The organism is Pseudomonas aylmerensis (assembly GCF_001702265.1).
Taxonomy (GTDB): domain Bacteria; phylum Pseudomonadota; class Gammaproteobacteria; order Pseudomonadales; family Pseudomonadaceae; genus Aquipseudomonas; species Aquipseudomonas aylmerensis.
In genome coordinates this window covers 228649-247555 of record NZ_MAUE01000010.1, presented here as the reverse complement: position 1 = coordinate 247555, position 18907 = coordinate 228649, and the positions used below count along the sequence as shown (strand labels likewise).

At 61.7% G+C, this 18907-nt stretch carries 23 protein-coding genes; 12 read left to right on the top strand and 11 right to left on the bottom strand.

Features of this window, described 5'->3' with window-relative positions; genetic code table 11:
- Window positions 1–38 precede the first annotated feature (38 nt).
- Together BBG20_RS07320 and BBG20_RS07315 are read right to left on the bottom strand one after the other, a co-directional pair.
- Entirely contained in the window at window positions 39–2549 is a 2511-nt protein-coding gene (locus tag BBG20_RS07320; RefSeq protein WP_065901729.1) for an ABC transporter permease, read from the bottom strand.
- Entirely contained in the window at window positions 2549–3232 is a 684-nt protein-coding gene (locus tag BBG20_RS07315; protein ID WP_065901727.1) for an ABC transporter ATP-binding protein, read from the bottom strand. Before BBG20_RS07315 ends, BBG20_RS07320 begins: the two co-directional genes overlap by 1 nt.
- 10 nt (window positions 3233–3242) lie before the next feature.
- Here BBG20_RS07315 and BBG20_RS07310 point away from each other — a divergent pair, with 10 nt between their 5' ends.
- The 3 genes from BBG20_RS07310 (at window position 3243) to BBG20_RS07300 (ending at window position 5287) form a co-directional block, all read left to right on the top strand.
- Complete coding sequence (locus BBG20_RS07310; RefSeq protein ID WP_065901725.1) at window positions 3243–3848, top strand: arylesterase; 606 nt, start codon at window positions 3243–3245, stop codon at window positions 3846–3848.
- Window positions 3849–3906: 58 nt separating this feature from the next.
- Window positions 3907–4200: a hypothetical protein gene (locus BBG20_RS07305; RefSeq protein WP_003172705.1), complete on the top strand. Its 294-nt coding sequence runs from the start codon at window positions 3907–3909 to the stop codon at window positions 4198–4200.
- Window positions 4201–4318: 118 nt separating this feature from the next.
- Window positions 4319–5287: a L,D-transpeptidase family protein gene (locus tag BBG20_RS07300; RefSeq protein ID WP_065901724.1), complete on the top strand. Its 969-nt coding sequence runs from the start codon at window positions 4319–4321 to the stop codon at window positions 5285–5287.
- 136 nt (window positions 5288–5423) lie between these two features.
- Here the strand turns inward: BBG20_RS07300 and oprI are convergent, their stop codons facing one another.
- On the bottom strand, window positions 5424–5675 hold the full coding sequence (oprI, locus tag BBG20_RS31640; RefSeq protein WP_003172710.1) for an outer membrane lipoprotei OprI: 252 nt from the start codon (window positions 5673–5675) through the stop codon (window positions 5424–5426).
- A gap of 611 nt (window positions 5676–6286) precedes the next feature.
- On the opposite strand from oprI, the gene BBG20_RS07295 reads away from it, so the two are divergent.
- Complete coding sequence (locus BBG20_RS07295) at window positions 6287–6568, top strand: GNAT family N-acetyltransferase (RefSeq protein ID WP_003189869.1); 282 nt, start codon at window positions 6287–6289, stop codon at window positions 6566–6568.
- 72 nt (window positions 6569–6640) lie between these two features.
- On the opposite strand, the gene BBG20_RS07290 is transcribed toward BBG20_RS07295, so the two are convergent.
- Both BBG20_RS07290 and BBG20_RS07285 read right to left on the bottom strand, forming a co-directional pair.
- A complete protein-coding gene (locus tag BBG20_RS07290; protein WP_016975370.1) occupies window positions 6641–7717 on the bottom strand; it encodes a 3-deoxy-7-phosphoheptulonate synthase in 1077 nt (358 codons plus the stop codon).
- A gap of 131 nt (window positions 7718–7848) precedes the next feature.
- Entirely contained in the window at window positions 7849–8283 is a 435-nt protein-coding gene (locus BBG20_RS07285; RefSeq protein ID WP_065901723.1) for a PilZ domain-containing protein, read from the bottom strand.
- Between BBG20_RS07285 and BBG20_RS07280 the strand changes: the two genes are divergently transcribed.
- From BBG20_RS07280 to cysB, 5 genes are all read left to right on the top strand, one after another.
- On the top strand, window positions 8282–8668 hold the full coding sequence (locus tag BBG20_RS07280) for a YbbN family protein (RefSeq protein ID WP_065901722.1): 387 nt from the start codon (window positions 8282–8284) through the stop codon (window positions 8666–8668). The two genes, BBG20_RS07285 and BBG20_RS07280, sit on opposite strands and share 2 nt — an antisense overlap.
- On the top strand, window positions 8665–9618 hold the full coding sequence (locus BBG20_RS07275) for a putative 2-dehydropantoate 2-reductase (protein WP_065901720.1): 954 nt from the start codon (window positions 8665–8667) through the stop codon (window positions 9616–9618). Before BBG20_RS07280 ends, BBG20_RS07275 begins: the two co-directional genes overlap by 4 nt.
- Window positions 9619–9633: 15 nt before the next feature.
- Window positions 9634–10539 carry a 5'-nucleotidase gene (locus BBG20_RS07270; protein ID WP_065901719.1) on the top strand — a complete coding sequence of 302 codons (906 nt, stop codon included), beginning with the start codon at window positions 9634–9636 and terminating at the stop codon, window positions 10537–10539.
- A 70-nt stretch (window positions 10540–10609) separates the two neighbouring features.
- Window positions 10610–11110: a universal stress protein gene (locus tag BBG20_RS07265; protein WP_065901717.1), complete on the top strand. Its 501-nt coding sequence runs from the start codon at window positions 10610–10612 to the stop codon at window positions 11108–11110.
- Between the two features lie 104 nt (window positions 11111–11214).
- Window positions 11215–12189 carry an HTH-type transcriptional regulator CysB gene (gene cysB / locus BBG20_RS07260; RefSeq protein ID WP_003189876.1) on the top strand — a complete coding sequence of 325 codons (975 nt, stop codon included), beginning with the start codon at window positions 11215–11217 and terminating at the stop codon, window positions 12187–12189.
- 71 nt (window positions 12190–12260) lie between these two features.
- Here cysB and BBG20_RS07255 read toward each other — a convergent pair whose 3' ends face one another.
- Together BBG20_RS07255 and BBG20_RS07250 are read right to left on the bottom strand one after the other, a co-directional pair.
- Entirely contained in the window at window positions 12261–12743 is a 483-nt protein-coding gene (locus BBG20_RS07255) for a GreA/GreB family elongation factor (protein WP_065901715.1), read from the bottom strand.
- Between the two features lie 12 nt (window positions 12744–12755).
- On the bottom strand, window positions 12756–13124 hold the full coding sequence (locus BBG20_RS07250) for a hypothetical protein (RefSeq protein ID WP_065901713.1): 369 nt from the start codon (window positions 13122–13124) through the stop codon (window positions 12756–12758).
- A gap of 132 nt (window positions 13125–13256) precedes the next feature.
- Between BBG20_RS07250 and earP the strand changes: the two genes are divergently transcribed.
- Entirely contained in the window at window positions 13257–14390 is a 1134-nt protein-coding gene (gene earP / locus BBG20_RS07245; protein ID WP_065901711.1) for an elongation factor P maturation arginine rhamnosyltransferase EarP, read from the top strand.
- A 49-nt stretch (window positions 14391–14439) separates the two neighbouring features.
- Window positions 14440–15012 carry an elongation factor P gene (locus BBG20_RS07240; RefSeq protein WP_003172723.1) on the top strand — a complete coding sequence of 191 codons (573 nt, stop codon included), beginning with the start codon at window positions 14440–14442 and terminating at the stop codon, window positions 15010–15012.
- Window positions 15013–15072: 60 nt separating this feature from the next.
- Here the strand turns inward: BBG20_RS07240 and BBG20_RS07235 are convergent, their stop codons facing one another.
- The 3 genes from BBG20_RS07235 to BBG20_RS07225 form a co-directional block, all read right to left on the bottom strand.
- Window positions 15073–15492, bottom strand: coding sequence for an organic hydroperoxide resistance protein (locus BBG20_RS07235; RefSeq protein ID WP_065901709.1), 420 nt, complete (start codon window positions 15490–15492; stop codon window positions 15073–15075).
- A gap of 173 nt (window positions 15493–15665) precedes the next feature.
- The gene (locus BBG20_RS07230; RefSeq protein WP_065901707.1) at window positions 15666–16118 is read right to left on the bottom strand and encodes a MarR family winged helix-turn-helix transcriptional regulator; all 453 of its coding nucleotides are present in this window, start codon (window positions 16116–16118) and stop codon (window positions 15666–15668) included.
- Between the two features lie 80 nt (window positions 16119–16198).
- Window positions 16199–17149 (bottom strand): LysR family transcriptional regulator, encoded by a 951-nt coding sequence (locus tag BBG20_RS07225; RefSeq protein ID WP_065901705.1) that lies wholly within the window; start codon window positions 17147–17149, stop codon window positions 16199–16201.
- Between the two features lie 108 nt (window positions 17150–17257).
- Here BBG20_RS07225 and BBG20_RS07220 point away from each other — a divergent pair, with 108 nt between their 5' ends.
- Complete coding sequence (locus tag BBG20_RS07220; protein WP_065901703.1) at window positions 17258–18007, top strand: sulfite exporter TauE/SafE family protein; 750 nt, start codon at window positions 17258–17260, stop codon at window positions 18005–18007.
- On the opposite strand, the gene BBG20_RS07215 is transcribed toward BBG20_RS07220, so the two are convergent.
- Window positions 17997–18851 carry a LysR family transcriptional regulator gene (locus BBG20_RS07215; protein ID WP_065901939.1) on the bottom strand — a complete coding sequence of 285 codons (855 nt, stop codon included), beginning with the start codon at window positions 18849–18851 and terminating at the stop codon, window positions 17997–17999. The two genes, BBG20_RS07220 and BBG20_RS07215, sit on opposite strands and share 11 nt — an antisense overlap.
- Window positions 18852–18907: the final 56 nt, after the last annotated feature.

Below are 18907 nucleotides of genomic sequence, written 5' to 3'. Positions count from 1 at the left end.
TGGCCCGCGTCCCTTGAAGGGCGCGGGCCATTGTGTTTTCAGCCTTCGCGCAATACGGTCAGAGGGCTGGCATTCAGTGCGCGGCGCGTACCGATGACCCCGGCCCCGCCGATCAATACCGCACCGATCACCGGCAGCACCAACAACCACGGGTGCGGGTGCCAGGCCAGGTCAAAGGCATAGCGGTACAGCACCCAGGTCACCAGCTCGGTTCCCAGCGCCGCCAGCAACCCGCTGACGGCACCCAGCAAGCCGAACTCGATGCGCCTGGCCTTGACCAGCAGCTTGCGCTCGGCGCCCAGGGCGCGCAGCAGGGCACCTTGGCGGATCCGCTCATCAAGGGTGGCCTGCAGGCCGGAGAACAACACCGCCATTCCGGCCGCCAGCACAAACAGCAGCACGTACTCCACCGCCAGGGTCACCTGCGCCAGGATGCTGCGCAACTGCTCCAGCAGTGCCTCGACCTGCAGGATGGTCACGGCCGGGAAGGCACGTGACAGATCGACAATCTGCTGGTCGTGCCCAGGCGCCAGGTAAAAGCTGGTCAAGTAGGTCGCGGGCAGATCCTTCAGCGTGCCTGGCTGGAAAATCATGAAGAAGTTCGGCTGGAAGTTGTCCCAGTTGATGGTGCGCAGGCTGGTGACCCGCGCTTCACGGTTTTCCCCGCCCACGGTAAACACCAGGTGGTCGTTGAGTTTGAGCTTGAGGCTTTCTGCGACCTTGGCTTCTACCGAGACCCCGGGGATTTCATCGGTGGGTTGCTGCGACCACCAGGTGCCCGCTGTCAGGGCGTTGCCCGGTGGCAGGTCGGCGGCCCAGGTGAGGCTCAAGTCACGTTGCACCGCGCGGTCGCCGCTGGAGTCCTTGCTGACAATCTCCTGCACCGGTTCGCCGTTGATGCTGATCAGCCGGCCCGGCACCACGGGATACAGCGGTGCTGACTGCGCCTGCAGCTCCAGCAGGCGAGCGCCGAACGCGTCTTTGCCGGCCGGCAGGATGTTGAGGGCGAAATAGTTGGGCGCATCCTTGGGCAACTGGTTTTGCCAGGTGTCGAGCAACTCGCCGCGCAGCAGGGCAATCAAGCCCATCGACAGCAGGATCAGGCCAAAGGCCAGGGACTGGCCAGCCGCCGCCAGCGGGTGACGCAGCAATTGTCCCAGGCCCAGGCGCCAGGGCAGGGAGGCGCGGGCCAGCAAGCGTCGCAGGCTCTGCAGCAGCAACAGGAGCAGGCCACCGAGTACCAGCGCTGCCACCACGCCACCGCCGAGCAGGGCGAAGGTCAGCACCAGGTCGAGGCTCAGGCGCCACATGATCAGGCCCAGGGCGAACAGGGCTGCGCCGTAGACCATCCAGGTGCTGGAAGGAATCGGCAGCAGGTCGCGACGCAGTACCCGCAGCGGCGGCACCCGACCCAATGCCGCCAGTGGCGGCAGGGCGAAGCCGGCGAGGGCGACCAGCCCGGTGCCGATCCCGGCGATGGCCGGCAGCAGGCCGCCAGGCGGTACGTCCGCCGGCAGCAGATCGTGCAGGAAGTAGAACAGGCCAAACTGCGCGAGCCAGCCGAGCAGGGCGCCGGTCAGGCTCGCCAGCAGGCCCAGTACGCTCAATTGCAGGCTGAACAGCAACATCGCTTCACGGCGCGATAACCCCAGGCAGCGTAACAATGCACTGGCGTCGAAGCGGCGGGTGGCGAAACGGTTGGCCGACAAGGCCACGGCGACACCGGCCAGCAGCACTGCCACCAGGCTTGCCATGTTCAGGTAGCGCTCGGCCTTGCCCAGGGCGCCGCCAATCTGCTGGTTGCCGTCTCGCGAGTCCTGCAGGCGCTGGTTGGCGGCGAGGCCGGGCTTGACCAGGTCGCGATAGGTTTGCAGCGCTGTGCTGCCCTGTGGCCCGCGCCACAGTTCGCGGTAGCTGACGCGGCTGCCGGGCTGGACCACACCGGTGGCATCCAGGTCCGCCAGGTTGATCATCACCCGGGGCGTGAGGCTGTAGAAGTTACCGGCGCGGTCGGGTTCGTAGGTGAGGATGCGGGCCAGGCGCAGGGTCTTCATGCCGACATCGATACTGTCGCCGACCTTGAGGTCGAGTGCAGTCAGCAGCCGCGCCTCCACCCAGGCTTCACCGGGCTTCGGGCCACCTCCCGGGGTTTCATCGCCAAACGGCGCAGCCGCGCTTTTCAGCTCACCGCGCAGCGGGTACTGCTCGTTGACCGCCTTGATGCTGGAGAGCTGGATGCCGTTGTCGGTGGCAATCACGCTGGAGAATTCGACCACCCGGGCGTGATCCAGGCCCAGCTCGGTCCCCGACCGGATTTGTTCGGGCCGCGCCGGCGAACTGCCTTCAAGCACCAGGTCGGCGCCGAGGAACTCGGTGGCGCGCAGCATCATGGCGCCATTGAGGCGGGCACCGAAATAGCCGATGGCGGTGCTGGCCGCTACCGCTACCAGCAGGGCGAAGAACAACACGCGCAATTCGCCGGCGCGGGCATCGCGCAGCAATTGGCGCATGGCAAGGCTGAACAGGCGCAACAGCGGCAAACGTGCCATCAAGGCTCCAGGGGCGCGACCATCAGGCCGGCTTCAAGGCGGATCAGGCGTCGGCAACGGTGGGCCAGACGCTCGTCGTGGGTGACCAGCACCAGGGTCGTGCCGCTTTCTTTGTTGAGCTCGAACAGCAGGTCGCTGATGCGCTCGCCGGTGTGGCTGTCGAGGTTCCCGGTGGGTTCATCGGCAAACAGCACGTCCGGTTCGGCAGCGAACGCGCGGGCGATCGCCACTCGTTGCTGTTCACCGCCGGACAACTGGCGCGGCGAGTGGGTCAGGCGTTGGCCCAGGCCGACTCGCTCCAGCAAATGGGTGGCGCGCTCGCGGGCGTCTTTGCGGCCGTCCAGCTCCAGCGGCAGCATGACGTTTTCCAGGGCGTTGAGGCTGTCGAGCAACTGGAAGGACTGGAACACGAAGCCCACGTGCTCGGCGCGGATGCGCGCACGCTGGTCTTCGTCGAGGGTGCTGAGGGCTTGTCCGGCGAGCGTGACTTCGCCGCTGCTGGGCAGGTCGAGGCCGGCCAGCAGGCCGAGGAGGGTGGATTTGCCGGAGCCGGAAGCACCGACGATAGCCAGGCTATCGCCCTTGTTCAGTTCCAGGCTCAGTTCGTGCAGGATAGTCAGTTCACCTTCCGCGCTGGGAACCACTTTGCTAAGGTTCCGCGCGGTGAGAATGCTTGCGCCCATGGAGAATCCGATGCGAATGTGGTTTTTGAGTGCTGGTCTGGCCTTGATGTGCATGGCCCAGAACGCAGCGGCGGGTACAGTCCTGATCGTTGGCGATAGTATCAGTGCCGGTTTCGGCCTGGATACCAGCAAAGGGTGGGTAGCGTTGCTGGGACAACGGCTCAAGAAGGAAGGTTTCGACGATAAAGTGGTCAACGCTTCCATCAGCGGCGACACCAGTGCCGGAGGCTTGGCGCGCCTGCCGGCGGCGCTTGCAGAGCATAAGCCGGATGTCGTGGTGATCGAGCTTGGCGGCAATGACGGCCTGCGCGGCCAACCGCCTGCGCAATTGAAACAAAATCTTGCGTCGATGATCGATCAGTCCAAGGCCGGCGGCGCCAAGGTGCTGTTGCTGGGCATGCAGTTGCCGCCCAACTACGGCCCGCGCTACACCACGGCATTCGCTGAAGTGTATGGGGCGCTGGCGAAGGAAAAAAATGTCCCGCTGGTGCCGTTTTTCCTTGAGGGCGTCGGTGGTCATCCCGAGCTTATGCAGGCGGATCAACTGCACCCGGCGGTCGGCGCCCAGGGCAAGTTGCTGGAAAATGTCTGGCCGACGCTAAAACCGCTGCTTTGACGCTTTTCTACCGGCAGGCTTTCGGCTAAGGTGGCGCCCCCCCGATTTGGAGCCCTTGATGTCGCGTCCTGCCTGGTCCCTGTTTAACTACCAACTGATCGAGCCGGACGAGCAGCTGGATCTGTTCGCCTGCCAGGAAGTGCGGGTGCATCTGGTCACGCGGCAATTGGAACTGGGCGGCTCCATCGATCGTACCCTGTGCGGTACGTTACTGCCGGCGCAACCGCGGTGGTCGCTGGTCGATCGCTCGATCTTCCAGGACCAGCGCCTGTGCCCGTTGTGCCGGGCGATTCTGGAGTCCCAGAAGCGCGGCACGCCGCCAATCTGGCCGGAGCTGCGTTTCGAGCTCTAGATGCAGCTGCAAGCTTCACGCTATAAGCTGTAAGCTAGCGGCTGAAAGCTTGTAGCTTGTAGCTTGTAGCTTGCAGCTTGCTTTTAACCTACCCGTCGTTCTGCGAAGGATTTTCCGGATGTTGTCGCGCCTTTCCGTCGTCACCTGCTGCCTGTCTCTTGCTGCACTTTGTGCGGCCGGTTCTGCGTCAGCCTTGCAGTTGCCCCTGCCTCCGCCAGGCGAGGACATCGTCGGTCAGGTCCAGGTGATCAAGGCCAAGTACGAAGACACCTTTGCCGACCTGGGCACGACCTATGATCTTGGCTATTCGGAGATGGTCGCGGCCAACCCGGGCGTGGATGCCTGGTTGCCGGGGGCGGGCACTGACATCGTGCTGCCGACGCGTTTCATCCTGCCGCCCGGTCCTCGGGAAGGCATCGTGATCAACCTGGCGGAGTACCGGCTCTATTACTTCCCCAAGGGCCAGGACGTGGTCTACACCTTCCCGCTGGGGATCGGCCGTGAGGGCTGGGGCTCGCCGGTCGCCCACACCACGATTACCGGCAAGATCCCCAACCCGACCTGGACCCCGCCCGCCTCGATCAAGGCCGAGCACGCGGCCAATGGCGATCCGCTGCCCAACGTGGTGCCGGCCGGTCCGGACAATCCTTTGGGACCGTTCAAGTTCACCCTGGGCACTCCGGGCTACCTGATCCACGGTTCGAACATGAAATTTGGTATCGGCACGCGTACAAGCCACGGTTGCTTCCGCATGTTCAACAACAACGTGCTGGAGATGGCCAGCATGGTGCCGGTGGGTACCTCGGTGCGCATCATCAACGATGCCTACAAGTTCGGCAGCAGCGGCGGCAAGGTCTACCTCGAGGCACATACGCCGCTGAACGACGACGGCACGCCTTCGGTGGTCGACAAGCACACGGCGGTGATCAACGCCCTGCTCAAGCGTGAAGACCTGGCCAATAACCTGCGGGTGAACTGGGATCAGGTGCGTGATGTGGTCGCGGCCGAAGACGGCCTGCCCACCGAAATCGGGGTGCCGGGTGCAGCGCCGGTAGCGTCCAGCGCGCCGATCGACCTGCAGCAATAAGCCTGCTCGACCCTGAGCCCGCCACGGCCTTGCGCTGCGGCGGGCTTTTTATTGCGCGGCAATCGAGGCACGAATCGCGGGCAATAAAAAAGCCGACCCAAGAATGGATCGGCTTGATAACAACCCCGAGGGATTATTACTTGCGGCTTGCTTTTTCAAGCATGCGCAGAGCGCGCTCGTTAGCTTCGTCAGCAGTCTGTTGTGCTTTTTGAGCAGCAGCCAGAGCTTCATCAGCTTTACGGTAGGCTTCGTCTGCACGAGCCTGGGAGCGAGCTGCTGCGTCTTCAGTTGCAGTCAGACGAGCTTCGGTTTCTTTGGAGACGCTGCTGCAACCGGTAGCCAGAACTGCGGCCAGAGCCAGAGCAGAGAATTTCAGAACGTTGTTCATCGTGTTCCCCTTCAAGGACTTTCTATTAAATGGCTATTTCCTCAGAGTGAGTTCATAGCCGGCGTACATACTACTCATTACTTGTAGTAAGTAAACTGACGTAGCGCAAGAAGCAAAAAAAATTCTTGTGCCGAATCTATTTTGGCTAATCTTTTGGAGGTTTGTATAAAAACCGTCCAATTTTTTGCAGTCGGGCGAAAATTGGATCCAGGCTGAAAGGGCCGGCCCGCATGTGTTAAGCCTTGTAAACAGATGAAAATTTATATATCGAGGCCGACACTTTCGCGCTGCTTGCCTTTACCGCGCCTGGCATCTTTTACGCATGTAGAGTGACTTTAAGAGCGGCAGTTCGTCTCAAGGTTCAACGGCCGGCAAATGTTCAGGCTATCGGTCACCGGTTGATCGAGGCCCTTTCTATATCCACCCATGGCAAGGATGACGAGTGCGGCTTGAGCAATGGCAGGATTGGTGCCTACTATTCTCTACGTGCTGGTTGTGAGCGCTAAAGGTTTTCTCGTTGTCGAAACCGGCACGGGGTGGCGTAGATGTTCCTTCGCCGGAAAAACATCGGTAAGGTAGGGGTCGCAATCTTAGACCCGCGAGGAGTAGTGATGAGCGAGGCGTTGTCCATCCACCATGACCAGGCTGGTCATCAGTTCGAGACCAATGTGGACGGTCATCGTGCCTATCTGACCTATATGGACCTCGGGAAGCAGACCCTGGACATCTATCGGACCTTCGTGCCCAACGCGCTGCGCGGCCGTGGTATTGCGGCGGCATTGACCGAAGAAGCGCTGAAGTTCGCCGAAGAGGCCGGCTACACGGTGATCCCGTCCTGCTCCTATGTCGAACGCTACATGGAGCGCCACCAGCGCCATGCCGCGAAGCTGTAAGCCACACGCTGCAGCATGAAAAACGCCGGGCTTAGCCCGGCGTTTTTGTGTGCGCTCGATTCAACCGCGCTGTCAGGTGCGTTTGCGCTTGGGCAAGACGTCCTTGAGCTTGGCGTGCATGCTGCGCAGGGTGTTCTCGGTAGCAGCCCAGTCGATGCAGGCATCGGTGATCGACACGCCGTACTGCAAGTCGGCGAGGTCCTTTGGAATCGCCTGGCAGCCCCAGTTCAGGTGACTCTCGACCATCAGGCCGATAATCGACTGGTTGCCTTCGAGGATCTGGTTGGCGACGTTTTCCATGACCAGTGGCTGCAGGGCCGGATCCTTGTTGGAGTTGGCGTGGCTGCAGTCGACCATGATGTTCGGCTTGATCTTGGCCTTGTTCAGGGCCTGCTCGCACAGCGCGACGCTGACCGAGTCATAGTTGGGCTTGCCGTTGCCACCGCGCAGCACCACGTGACCGTAGGCGTTGCCCTTGGTGGTGACGATGGAGACGCCGCCTTCCTGGTTGATGCCCAGGAAGCGGTGAGGGCTGGAGACCGATTGCAGCGCGTTGATCGCCACGGTCAGGCCGCCGTCGGTGCCGTTCTTGAAGCCGACGGCCGACGACAGGCCGGACGCCATTTCGCGGTGGGTCTGGGATTCGGTGGTGCGGGCGCCGATGGCCGACCAGCTGATCAGGTCCTGCAGGTACTGCGGGGAGATCGGGTCGAGGGCTTCGGTGGCGGTGGGCAGGCCCATTTCTGCCAGGTCCAGCAGCAACTGGCGACCGATGTGCAAGCCGTCCTGGATCTTGAACGAGTCGTCCAGGTACGGGTCGTTGATCAAGCCTTTCCAGCCCACGGTGGTCCGTGGTTTCTCGAAATAGACGCGCATCACCAGGTACAAGGTGTCGGACACTTCCGCTGCCAACACCTTGAGGCGCTCGGCGTACTCGTGGGCAGCCTTGAGGTCGTGGATCGAGCAGGGCCCGATCACCACGAAGAGGCGGTGGTCGGTGCCGTCGAGAATGTCACGGATGACTTCGCGGCCCTTGGTGACGGTCTGCAGGGCAGCGTCGCTCAGGGGGATTTCGCGCTTGAGCTGATCGGGTGTGATCAGCGTCTCGTTGGATTCGACGTTAAGGTCATTGATCGGTAAATCAGCCATCGTGTTACTCGCCAGGGTCACGGGTGCCGGCCGCCAGCCATCCCCGTGCGGCGGGCACAGCATGATTTTGAATACAGGGGGGAGGAACCTTAGCGCGTAACACGGGCCCGCGACAATGGGCAAAGCCCGCTTTAATCCCGTGCAGGCCGCACAAATGCTTCATGGGAGAACTCGCTGGCATGGCGCGCCACCCACTCGCGGGCCAGGGCTTCGAGTTGTGCAGGTGTCGGTTCGGCATCTTCGTGCTGGCGGCAGTAGCGTTCCATCCGGCATGCTTGTTCGCCCATGCGCGCGCCGAACAACGCATGCTCATCGGTAAACGAGATGCCGATGCGATAGCCGTTTTCGACCTTGCGGCACCAGGCTACATACCCCGGATACCGGGCGTTGGCGCCCAGGGACGGGATGTGCAGGTCAACGGCTGTGCCCTGGCGCCAGGCGCGTGGCCAATGGCAGGCGATGCCGCCCAGGCCGACCGTGTGCAGGCGCGGGCGGGGGAGGGCAGGAGAGGGACGTTGGATTAACTCGACAGCGACATCATCAGGGTGAGGTAAAAAACGACCCATGTACACGGACTCCGAGCACCGTCCAGTTGACGGCGGTGGCAGCAGTATAGTGAAGGAACTGGAATTGACCGACCTGGATATTGACCAGCAATTGCTGGGATTGCCAGGTATTTCGCTGGTGGTGTTCACCAGCGTCGGGTGTTCCAGTTGCCGTTGGGCGCGCCAGCAGCTACCGGGCTGGTCCCTGCCGATTGACCGCGTGTGCTGGGTGGATGCCGGCCACAACGGCGGCGCGGTCGAACGCTACCAGATCTTTCATTTGCCCGCGTTGTTCGTGGTGTGCGAGGGTCAATTCCTCGGGCAGTTACAGACACGTCTTACACTCACTGACCTTACCGACGCGATCAATCAAGCGCTTACCCGTACTCCAGAGGATCTGCCATGACAGCACAGTCGCCCCGCATTGGCATTATCGGCACCGGCGCCATCGGTGGTTTCTACGGCCTGATGCTGGCGCGCGCCGGTTTCGATGTGCACTTCCTGTTGCGCAGCGAATACGCGGCGGTCAGTGAGCATGGCTTGCACCTGAACAGCAGCGTGCATGGCCACTTACACCTGCATCCGGTGCAGGCCTACGCACGGGCCGCCGACATGCCGCCGTGCGACTGGCTGCTGGTGGGCACCAAGTCCACGGGTAACGTTGAGCTGGCCCCGACTATCGCCCAGGTCGCGGCGCCGGATGCCAAGGTGGTGTTGCTGCAGAACGGCCTGGATGTGGAAGACAGCCTGCGTGAACACTTGCCGGCGTCGCTGCATCTGCTGGGTGGGCTCTGCTACATCGGCGTACACCGCTCCGCGCCTGGCGTGGTCGAGCACCAGGCGCTGGGGCGGGTCAACCTCGGGTATCACAGTGGCACCGCGGCCAACGACGACGCCCGTCGGCAGGCGATTGTCGAAGCCGGCGCCGCGTTGTTCCACCAGGCCGGCATCGACTCCCAGGCCATGGCCAATGTGCATCAGGCGCGCTGGCACAAGTTGGTGTGGAACGTGCCTTACAACGGCCTGTCCGTCCTGCTGGGGACCGGCACCACGGCGATGATGGCGGACGAATCCAGCCGCGAGTTGATCCAGGCATTGATGGCCGAAGTGGTGCAGGGCGCCCACGCTTGCGGGCATGAAATCCCTGCCAGTTACGCCGAGCAGATGTTCGCCATGACTGAAACCATGGACGACTACCTGCCGAGCATGTATCACGACCACGTGCATAAACGCCCGCTGGAACTGGCGGCGATCTATGCGCGGCCACTCGCCGCAGCCAAAGCCGCTGGTTGCGAATTGCCACGGATGCAGGCGCTGTATCAGGCCTTGAGTTTTATTGATCGGCATAATCGCTGAGTGAGGAAGCACACCATGGCCAGGGGTTTGGGTGACAAGTTGGTGCTGGCGATTTCCTCGCGGGCACTCTTCGACTTGAGTGAAAGCCACAAGGTCTATCTGGCCGAGGGGGTCGAGACCTACCGCCAGTACCAGATCGAACACGAGGAAGAAATCCTCGAGCCGGGCGATGCCTTCCCGCTGGTCAAGAAGCTGCTGAGCCTGAATGCCAGCCTCGGCCGTGCCCGGGTCGAAGTGGTGCTGGTGTCGCGCAACAGTGCCGACACCGGCTTGCGTGTGTTCAATTCCATCCAGCATTACGGCCTGGATATTTCCCGCGCCGCTTTCGTCGGAGGGCGTAGTCCTTATCCTTATTTGGCAGCGTTCGGTTGCCATCTGTTTCTTTCCACCCATGCTGAGGATGTACGCAGTGCCCTCGATGCGGGGTTTGCGGCAGCGACGATTTTGTCCGGCGGTCCACGCCGTGCCTCCAGTGAGGAATTGCGGATTGCCTTTGACGGCGACGCGGTGTTGTTCTCCGATGAGTCGGAGCGCGTGTACCAGTCCGGCGGGTTGGAAGCGTTCCAGGCCAGCGAGCGCGAGTCGGCGCGCCAGCCGTTGCATGGCGGTCCGTTCAAGGGGTTCCTGGCCGCGCTGAACCTTTTGCAGCGCGAGTTTGCGGACGAGGACTGCCCGATTCGCACGGCGTTGGTCACTGCGCGTTCGGCGCCGTCCCATGAGCGGGTGATCCGCACGTTGCGCGAGTGGGATATTCGCCTGGACGAGTCGCTGTTCCTGGGTGGGCTGGAAAAATCCGCGTTCCTGGAAGCGTTCGCCGCCGATGTTTTTTTCGATGACCAGGCCGGTCATTGCGAGAAAGCCAGGGAGGTGGTGGCCACCGGGCATGTGCCCCATGGCATCAGTAATGAAGTCAAGAGCTAAGTCAATCCAAGTCGTCCGGGCGCTGCTAAGCTGATTCAATCTCCGCCGTCCTGGCAGTCCAGGAGGTTCTATGATTCGCTCGATGCTCTTTGCCACGGACCTTGGTCTGTACGCGCCTTATGTGATGCAGCATGCGTTGGCGCTGGCGCGGACGTTCAAGGCAGATCTGTACGTGATCCACGTGGTCGAGCCGATCGGGTTGTTCGCCGAATCGGTGTTGCAGAGCTACCTTGATGAGAAGGCCCTGAGTGAATGGCAGAGCCAGGGGCTGACCACGGTGATGGCGACGATCGAGCAGCGGGTGCTGGACAGTTTTCGCGAGGAGTTGGGGGAAGGGGAGCAGGACCTGAAGGTGATTCGCTCGGTACGGGTGATCCAGGGGGATCCGTGCGAGGTCATACTCGATCAATTGCGCAAACTCTCCGTAGACCTGCTGATCGTCGGCAGCCACAGCCACGCTACTTCGGCTGCCACTCCGCTGGGGCGTACCGCAGCTCGGGTGTTGCAGCTGTCTACCGTGCCGGTTTACCTGGTGCCTTCGTTACAACGTCGACGCAGTGATGACGTGTGATGGGTAAATAACGATAAAAAGTTCTAGATTTATCCGTCAAACCTTTAATATAGTTATATACCGTCGCTGATACCCGTGGCGTCTATTTGCTTTGAGGGACACATATGAAGCTTCAACAACTGCGCTACATCTGGGAAGTGGCGCACCACGACCTCAACGTTTCCGCTACCGCTCAAAGCCTCTACACCTCGCAACCCGGTATCAGCAAGCAGATCCGCCTGCTCGAAGACGAGCTGGGCGTCGAAGTGTTCGCGCGCAGCGGCAAGCACCTGACCCGTGTCACCCCGGCGGGTGAGCGCATCATCACCACCGCCGGCGAGATCCTGCGCAAAGTCGAAAGCATCAAGCAGATCGCCCAGGAATTCTCCAACGAGAAGAAGGGCACCCTGTCCATCGCTACCACCCACACCCAGGCGCGTTATGCCTTGCCGCCGGTGATCCGCGATTTCATCAAGCAATACCCTGACGTCGCGTTGCACATGCACCAGGGCTCGCCGATGCAGATCGCCGAAATGGCAGCTGACGGCACCGTCGATTTCGCCATCGCCACTGAAGCCCTGGAGCTGTTCGGTGACCTGGTGATGATGCCGTGCTACCGCTGGAACCGTTGCGTGGTCGTGCCTCAAGGTCACCCGTTGGCCAAGCTGCCGAAGCTGACCCTGGAAGCCCTGGCCGAATACCCGATCGTGACCTACGTGTTTGGTTTCACCGGCCGTTCCAAGCTCGACGAGGCTTTCAGCCATCGCGGCCTCACGCCGAAAGTGGTGTTCACCGCCGCCGACGCCGACGTGATCAAGACTTACGTGCGCCTGGGCCTGGGCGTGGGCATCGTGGCCAAGATGGCCGTCGATACCAACCTCGACAAAGACCTGGTGGTGCTCGATGCCAGCGAGTTGTTCGAGTCCAGCGTGACCAAGATCGGCTTCCGTCGCGGCACGTTCCTGCGCGGCTTCATGTGCGACTTCATCGAGAAGTTCGCGCCGCACCTGACCCGTGAAGTCATGGCCAAGGCGATCCAGTGCCACAACAAGCAGGAGCTGGAAGAACTGTTCGACGGCGTCGAATTGCCGGTTCACTGACATTGCAGGGCTGGCTTGCCGTGGTGAGGGAGCGTGCTCCTTCGCCACTATCAGCTCGCTCCTGCAGGCGTTTATTTGGCCTCGGTCACCGTAAAGTGCTGCCGGGCGCCCGCCACCAGAATCTCCACCTCATCCCCTTCGAATTTGTGCAGCAGGCTCTTGCCCAGCGGCGAGCGCGGGGTGATGACGGTCACCGGTTGCCCGACCACATCCACTTTCAAACCCGCCGCGTCCGGCGCCAGGAACAGCCACTGCTGGCGACCGTGCTCGTCTTCCAGCCCGAGTAGCGCGCCGATTTCTATACCGCGCTGATCATCATAAGCACGCAACGGCATACTCTGGCACAGCGCCAGCGCCTGCTTGATTTCCTCGACCCGCTTGGCTTGGCCCGCCGCGAGGTAGGACGCCTCGAGGCCCAGGGTGTCGTATTTGTTTTCGGCGATGTTTTCTTCGTGGGTCGCAGTTTCGTAGGCGGTCTGCGCGGCGCGTTGGGCAATGTCGAGATCGACGCTGAGCTTCTCCAGCACAAGCTGGTGGACGGCGTGTTTATTCATGGCTGTGCTTGATCATTCGCAAAATTGCAGGACATTTGCCCGGCTCTTTTCATTGGGCGCGTTCTGGTCCTGTTGCAGCCAGAACTGGCACTTGGGGTTGGACAGGTTGCGCGCGTTGGTGCGGGCCTGATCCAGGCTCTGCTGTTGCTCCTGCTTCTGCAGGTTCTGTTGATACTGCTCGAACATTCGGTTCGGCGGCTCCGGCACAGCCACCGCCGGTTTACCCAGTTGCTGGACAGCTTGGGCCACGGGCGCCAGGGTTTGCGGGAAGAGGTAGCGCGATGCCAGCCAACTGGTCAGCACAATGGCGATAAACCCCAGCCACACCCCCATGGCGATGGCGAACGTAAGCTTGGGCAGCGACAACGATTGATCCGACATGATGGCCTCCTGGCAGGCAATTGCGGCGTGGCGGCGATTGTCGCACAGCCGCTGTGCAGAATAATCGCGATCAAGCCTTCTGCATCAGGGCATTTATGCGGACAATCGGGCCTTTGATCGTAGGAGCCCGGAATGAAAGCCCGCTGGGATATTTTTTGCAGCGTCGTCGACAACTACGGCGACATCGGCGTGACCTGGCGCCTGGCCCGGCAATTGGTGGTGGAGCACGCCTGTAACGTGCGTTTGTGGGTCGACGACCTGCGGGCCTTCGAGCGCATGTGCCCGGAAATCGATGTGCACCTGGACGAGCAATGGCAAGAGGGCGTGGAAGTGCGCTTTTGGCCGACCGAATGGCGGGACACGGCCTCCGCCGATGTAGTCATCGCCGCGTTCGCCTGCCAGTTGCCGCCCGAGTACATGGAAGCCATGGCCGCAAGCGCGCGTGCGCCCTTGTGGATGAACCTCGACTACCTCAGCGCCGAAGAGTGGGTGGTGGGTTGTCATCGCCTGCCGTCAGTGAAGTTCAAGGGGGTGCAGAAGTACTTCTTTTTCCCGGGCTTCCGACCGGGCACCGGTGGGCTGCTGCGCGAGGCTGGATTGCTGGAGCAGCGCCAGGCGTTTCAGCAGGACGCAGCTGCACAGCGCCAGTTCCTGCAGGCCCTGGGCGTATTTGCGACAGAGGGAGCACGCCTGATTTCATTGTTCGCCTACGAAAATGCCGGGCTGGGCCGTTGGCTGGATGTGTTGTCGAGCGACGTGCGGCCCACGCACCTGTTGGTCCCGGAAGGGCGCATCCTCGGTGATGTGCAGCGCTGGCTTGGCGTGGAAGGCCTGGTGGCGGGGGACGTGCATCAGCGCGACGCCCTGACCGTGCAGGTGCTGTCGTTCGTGCGCCAGGAGCAATATGACCGCCTGCTCTGGTGCTGCGACTTCAATGCGGTGCGCGGCGAAGACTCGTTCGTGCGTGCCCAGTGGGCCGGGCGGCCGCTGTTGTGGCACATCTATCGGCAGGACGAAGACATCCACCTCGACAAGCTCGATGCCTTCCTCGCGCTGTACACCGCGGCTTTATCACCGGCTGCCAGCGCTGCATTGATCGCACTCTGGCAAGCCTGGAACACTGATGGCGATATGGCACAAGCGTGGAAAATGCTGCTGGAGCACTGGCCGGAGGTGAACCAGCATGCGCAGACGTGGTGTCTGGAACAAGGCTTGCAGGCCGATCTTGCGACGGCGCTGGTACAGTTTTATGAAAGTTGGATATGATACGCGACCTTGATTTTTGTAAATCCCATCCAAATTTCGGATATACGCAATGAAAACTGGTAAAGAACTGAAACCCGGTACAGTGATCCGTCTCGAAAACGACCCTTGGCTGGTTCAGAAAGCTGAGTTCACCAAGTCTGGTCGTAACAGCGCAATCATGAAGACCAAGCTGAAGAACCTGCTGACCGGTTACAAGACCGAGATCGTCTACAGCGCCGATGACAAACTGGACGACGTGATCCTCGACCGCAAAGAAGCGACCCTGTCCTTCATCAGCGGCGACACCTACACGTTCATGGACACCACCGACTACACCATGTACGAGCTGAACGCTGAAGATATCGAAGCCGTTCTGCCGTTCATCGAAGAAGGCATGGAAGACGTCTGCGAAGCTATTTTCTTCGAAGAGCGCCTGGTTTCCGTAGAGCTGCCGACCACTATCGTGCGTAAGGTTGCCTACACCGAAGGTTCCGCTCGCGGCGACACTTCGGGCAAGGTAATGAAGCCAGCCAAGCTGAGCAACGGTACCGAACTGCAAGTAGCCGATTTCATCGAAATCGACGACCTGATCGAGATCGACACCCGCGAAGGTGGTTCGTACAAAGGCCGCGCCAAGAAGTAATTCTGGCTCGCCAACAAAAAACCCGACTTAGCGTCGGGTTTTTTTATGCGCGGCTGTTTATCAGACGGCAACGTGCAGGCGTACTTCGACATTGCCACGGATGGCGTTGGAGTACGGGCACACCTGGTGGGCGGCATCGACCAGGCTTTGCGCCTCGTCCTGGGCCAGGCCCGGCAGGCTGATATGCAGGTCGATATCCAGGCCGAAACCACCGGGGATCTGGCCGATGCCGACGTGGGCAGTGATCGAGGCGTCATCCGGGATTTTGCGTTTAGTCTGGCTGGCGACGAATTTCAGTGCGCCGATGAAGCAGGCCGAGTAGCCGGCGGCGAACAGTTGCTCAGGGTTGGTGGCCTGGCCACCGGCACCGCCCAATTCCTTGGGGGTGGAGAGTTTGACGTCGAGGATGTTGTCGCTGGAGACAGCGCGACCATCACGGCCGCCGGTGGCGGTGGCTACTGCGGTATAGAGCGTTTGCATGGTGTCGTCCTCTTGGGTTTTAGCGCTAAATGTTTGCGCGCTAAGTAGTTGGTGAGGTGAATGTATAGCGCTAATGTTTAGTGCGCAAGATAAATTTTAAAAATTTTCCCCTCGATGCACAAACGGTAGGAGCCGGCTTGCCGGCAAGCTGGCTCCTACAAGGGGGAAGGGGGTTAGACGCTGGCTTGCAAATGACTGCGCAGGGCAATCAGGTCAGCCTGCAGTTTGAGCAACTGTTCCAGCTCCAGTCCGCTGGCGCCAAGGATGCACTGCGGAATGCCCATGGCCTTGTCCTGCAGCGCACGGCCGGCAGCGGTCAACTCGACGACGACGACCCGTTCATCTTCGCGGCTACGGGTCCGGCTGAGCAGGCCTTCAGCCTCCAGGCGCTTGAGCAGGGGCGTGAGCGAGCCTGGATCAGTCAGCAGGCGGCTGCTGATTTCGCCGACGGTCAAGCCATCTTCTTCCCACAGCACCATCATGGCCAGGTACTGCGGGTAGGTCAGGCCGAGGGCTTGCAGCAGGGGTTTGTAGACCTTGGTCATCAGCAGCGAGGTCGAGTGCAGGGCGAAGCACAGCTGGTTATCCAGCATCAGGGACTCGCAGGGATCAGGGTTTTTGCTCATGGCGGTGCCTCAAAAAAGCGTATCTGGCCTGGAATCTAGCGGGCAAATCTTTAATGCGCCAGATAATTCTGTCCGGGTGGTCAGACAAGCCCGCTCTGCAGCGCCAGATCCCAGGGCGGCACCGGGCTGAAGCGCGATTTCAGGTATTCCAGCAACAACCGGCTGCGGGCATTCGCCTGCTGTTCCAGGCGCAAGGCGTAAATCCCGGTGGTTTCCGGGCTGGGCAGGGCATCCTCGCAAAACAGTGGCAACAGTTCGCCGCGTACCAGGTATTCACTGGCCAGCCAAGTGGGCAAGTGGGCGATCCCCAGCCCGGCGAGGGCGCCGGACAGCAGCGCTTCGGCGTTGTTGGCGCTCATGCGGATGCGCTGCGGACGGTAGGTGGCGCGGCGACCATCCAGCTCGAAGCGCCATGCGAACATGGGGGCCAGGCCGTCCCAATCCAGGCCATCATGCTCGCTCAGTTCGCGCGGATGAGTGGGGGTGCCACGGCTTTTCAGGTAGGCCGGACTGGCACAGGCGATGCGCACGATGCTGGCCAGCGGCGTGGCGATCAGGCGGGTATCGACGATATGCCCGGCGCGCAATACCAGGTCGACCTTGCCCAGGTGGGCGCCCTGCATGTCGACAAAGCTGTCGATCAAATGCAGGTGCACATCCAACCCCGGATAAACGTTGAGGAAATCCGCAATCACCGGCGCCAGGTGCCGTCGGCCGAATGCTGCGGGCGCATCCACACGAATCAGGCCTTCTGGCGCATGGCTCAGAGACACTGCCTCGGCGCGCGCCAGTTGCAACTCGCTGACAATCCGCCGCGCCCGCTCGGCAAACGCCAGGCCGGCGGGCGTCGGTACCACGGCGTGGGTGCTGCGCTGGAACAGGCGACTGCCCACCGAGCTTTCCAGGCTGTCGATGCGCCGAGCCACCGCCGAGGGTGTCAGCGGATGACGGCGGGCGGCGGCGGAGAAGCTACCGGTTTCCAAAACATCCAGAAACAGGCCGAGCTGATCGGTGAGAGTGTTGGGGTTCATAGGCGTACGCTTATGCGGAATTGGCACAGCCATTGTGCGTTGCTGTGCGTTTCCGTGCCAGGGGCGACTGCGTAGCATGCAAGGCCTGGAATGGGGGAGTAGCGAACGGTGTTGGATCTAGCGATGTACCTGATATTGGGCGCGGCCCTCGGCACGGTGGGCGGCCTGTTCGGGATTGGGGGTGGCTTGATCGCTATCCCGGTACTTGGCGTGTTGTTCGGCCTCGATCAGCAACTTGCCCAGGGCACGGCGCTGGTGATGGTGGTGCCCAACGTGATGCTGGCGCTGTGGCGTTATCACCAGCGCAACCGTATCGAATTGAGGCATGCGCTGCCCTTGGGCGTGATGGGCTTCAGCTTCGCCTGGCTCGGCTCGATCTGGGCCGTGGGGCTGGACGCAGGCGCGATGCGCATCGGCTTTATCGCATTCCTGCTGACGCTGTCGGCCTACAACCTGCTGCGCATGTTCACACGCAACGCGCCGCCTACCGCGCAAATGCGTTATTCCTGGCCGTGGCTTGGCGTCTTGGGCGCAGCTTCCGGCTCCATGGGCGGGCTATTTGGCGTCGGGGGCGCGGTGGTCGCTACTCCGGTGCTGACCAGCCTGTTCGGCACCACCCAAGTCGTCGCCCAAGGCCTGTCCCTGGCCCTGGCGCTGCCCAGCACCAGCGTGACCCTGGTCACCTACGCCTGGCACCACGAAGTGGACTGGATGATCGGCGTGCCGCTGGCCGTTGGCGGAATGCTCAGCATCAGTTGGGGCGTGAAAGTGGCCCATGCGCTGCCGGAGCGTGTACTGCGCGGCCTGTTTTGCGGCTTCCTGGTGGTGTGCGCGGTGATGCTGACGTTTAAAGTTTGAAGCCTTCGATGATGTAGTCGGCCAGGCAATCGGTAATCGGCGAGGCCAGCAATGGGTTGCGCAGCAGGCGCAGATTCATCGAAGGCAATGGGGGGAAGCCGTCCTCGCTGCCGAGTATGCACAGGTCTGGGGTCACCAGGCTTTCCATGCTGACCATGGCCGCCAGGCCCGCGCTGACAACGGCCTGGATCGCCGCCCCGTTGGAGCTGTGGTAGGCCAGGCGATAATTGCGCTCGGCCGAATCGAGTGCCGCCAGGGCCCATTGCGTGTAGAGGCAGTCGCCACCGGGAATCGCCAGTGGCAGGGCATCGTGCTCGTCCACGCAAAAGCACGGCGCCGCCGCCCACACCATGCGTTCAGTGCGCAACAGCTCACCGACATCATTGCCCGGCTCGCGGCTGATAACGGTCAGCGCCAGGTCCCGTCGCTGCATCAACACGCTTGATCCCTCGCAGTGCATCTCGATCTGGATCAGCGGGTAGGCCTTGGAAAACTGTTTGAGAATGCCCGGCAGGAAGCGCATCACGTAGTCATCCGGCGTGCCGATGCGCACCAAGCCGACCATGTGGGGCTCGCGCAAGGTATTGAACACCTCGCTGTGCAGCTTGAGGATGCGTCGCGCGTAGCCCAACAGCACCTGACCCTCGGGCGTCAGCCGGACCTGACGCCCGTCGCGCTCGAACAGCTTGCGTTGCAGCACGTCTTCTTCCAGGCGCTTCATCTGCATGCTCACCGCTGATTGAGTGCGATTGACCAATTCGCCGGCGCGGGTAAAACCGCCCTGGTCGGCGATGGCGACGAAGGTACGCAGCACTTCGGTGTCGATGCTCGGGTAGCCGGACAATTGATCAATCTCTGAGATGTATTGTATAAGAAACATTCGTTGGATTGATCATAAGG

Coding starts and splice junctions, on each gene's coding strand:
- BBG20_RS07290 (WP_016975370.1), bottom strand. CDS start 7,717: ATGGCTGATTTACCGATCAATGACCTTAACGTCGAATCCAACGAGACG.
- BBG20_RS07270 (WP_065901719.1), top strand. CDS start 9,634: ATGGCCAGGGGTTTGGGTGACAAGTTGGTGCTGGCGATTTCCTCGCGG.
- BBG20_RS07230 (WP_065901707.1), bottom strand. CDS start 16,118: ATGAGCAAAAACCCTGATCCCTGCGAGTCCCTGATGCTGGATAACCAG.
- earP (WP_065901711.1), top strand. CDS start 13,257: ATGAAAGCCCGCTGGGATATTTTTTGCAGCGTCGTCGACAACTACGGC.
- BBG20_RS07315 (WP_065901727.1), bottom strand. CDS start 3,232: ATGGGCGCAAGCATTCTCACCGCGCGGAACCTTAGCAAAGTGGTTCCC.
- BBG20_RS07235 (WP_065901709.1), bottom strand. CDS start 15,492: ATGCAAACGCTCTATACCGCAGTAGCCACCGCCACCGGCGGCCGTGAT.
- BBG20_RS07265 (WP_065901717.1), top strand. CDS start 10,610: ATGATTCGCTCGATGCTCTTTGCCACGGACCTTGGTCTGTACGCGCCT.
- BBG20_RS07275 (WP_065901720.1), top strand. CDS start 8,665: ATGACAGCACAGTCGCCCCGCATTGGCATTATCGGCACCGGCGCCATC.
- BBG20_RS07320 (WP_065901729.1), bottom strand. CDS start 2,549: ATGGCACGTTTGCCGCTGTTGCGCCTGTTCAGCCTTGCCATGCGCCAA.
- BBG20_RS07240 (WP_003172723.1), top strand. CDS start 14,440: ATGAAAACTGGTAAAGAACTGAAACCCGGTACAGTGATCCGTCTCGAA.
- BBG20_RS07225 (WP_065901705.1), bottom strand. CDS start 17,149: ATGAACCCCAACACTCTCACCGATCAGCTCGGCCTGTTTCTGGATGTT.
- BBG20_RS07255 (WP_065901715.1), bottom strand. CDS start 12,743: ATGAATAAACACGCCGTCCACCAGCTTGTGCTGGAGAAGCTCAGCGTC.
- BBG20_RS07295 (WP_003189869.1), top strand. CDS start 6,287: ATGAGCGAGGCGTTGTCCATCCACCATGACCAGGCTGGTCATCAGTTC.
- BBG20_RS07300 (WP_065901724.1), top strand. CDS start 4,319: ATGTTGTCGCGCCTTTCCGTCGTCACCTGCTGCCTGTCTCTTGCTGCA.
- BBG20_RS07310 (WP_065901725.1), top strand. CDS start 3,243: ATGCGAATGTGGTTTTTGAGTGCTGGTCTGGCCTTGATGTGCATGGCC.
- BBG20_RS07250 (WP_065901713.1), bottom strand. CDS start 13,124: ATGTCGGATCAATCGTTGTCGCTGCCCAAGCTTACGTTCGCCATCGCC.
- BBG20_RS07280 (WP_065901722.1), top strand. CDS start 8,282: ATGTACACGGACTCCGAGCACCGTCCAGTTGACGGCGGTGGCAGCAGT.
- BBG20_RS07285 (WP_065901723.1), bottom strand. CDS start 8,283: ATGGGTCGTTTTTTACCTCACCCTGATGATGTCGCTGTCGAGTTAATC.
- BBG20_RS07305 (WP_003172705.1), top strand. CDS start 3,907: ATGTCGCGTCCTGCCTGGTCCCTGTTTAACTACCAACTGATCGAGCCG.
- cysB (WP_003189876.1), top strand. CDS start 11,215: ATGAAGCTTCAACAACTGCGCTACATCTGGGAAGTGGCGCACCACGAC.
- oprI (WP_003172710.1), bottom strand. CDS start 5,675: ATGAACAACGTTCTGAAATTCTCTGCTCTGGCTCTGGCCGCAGTTCTG.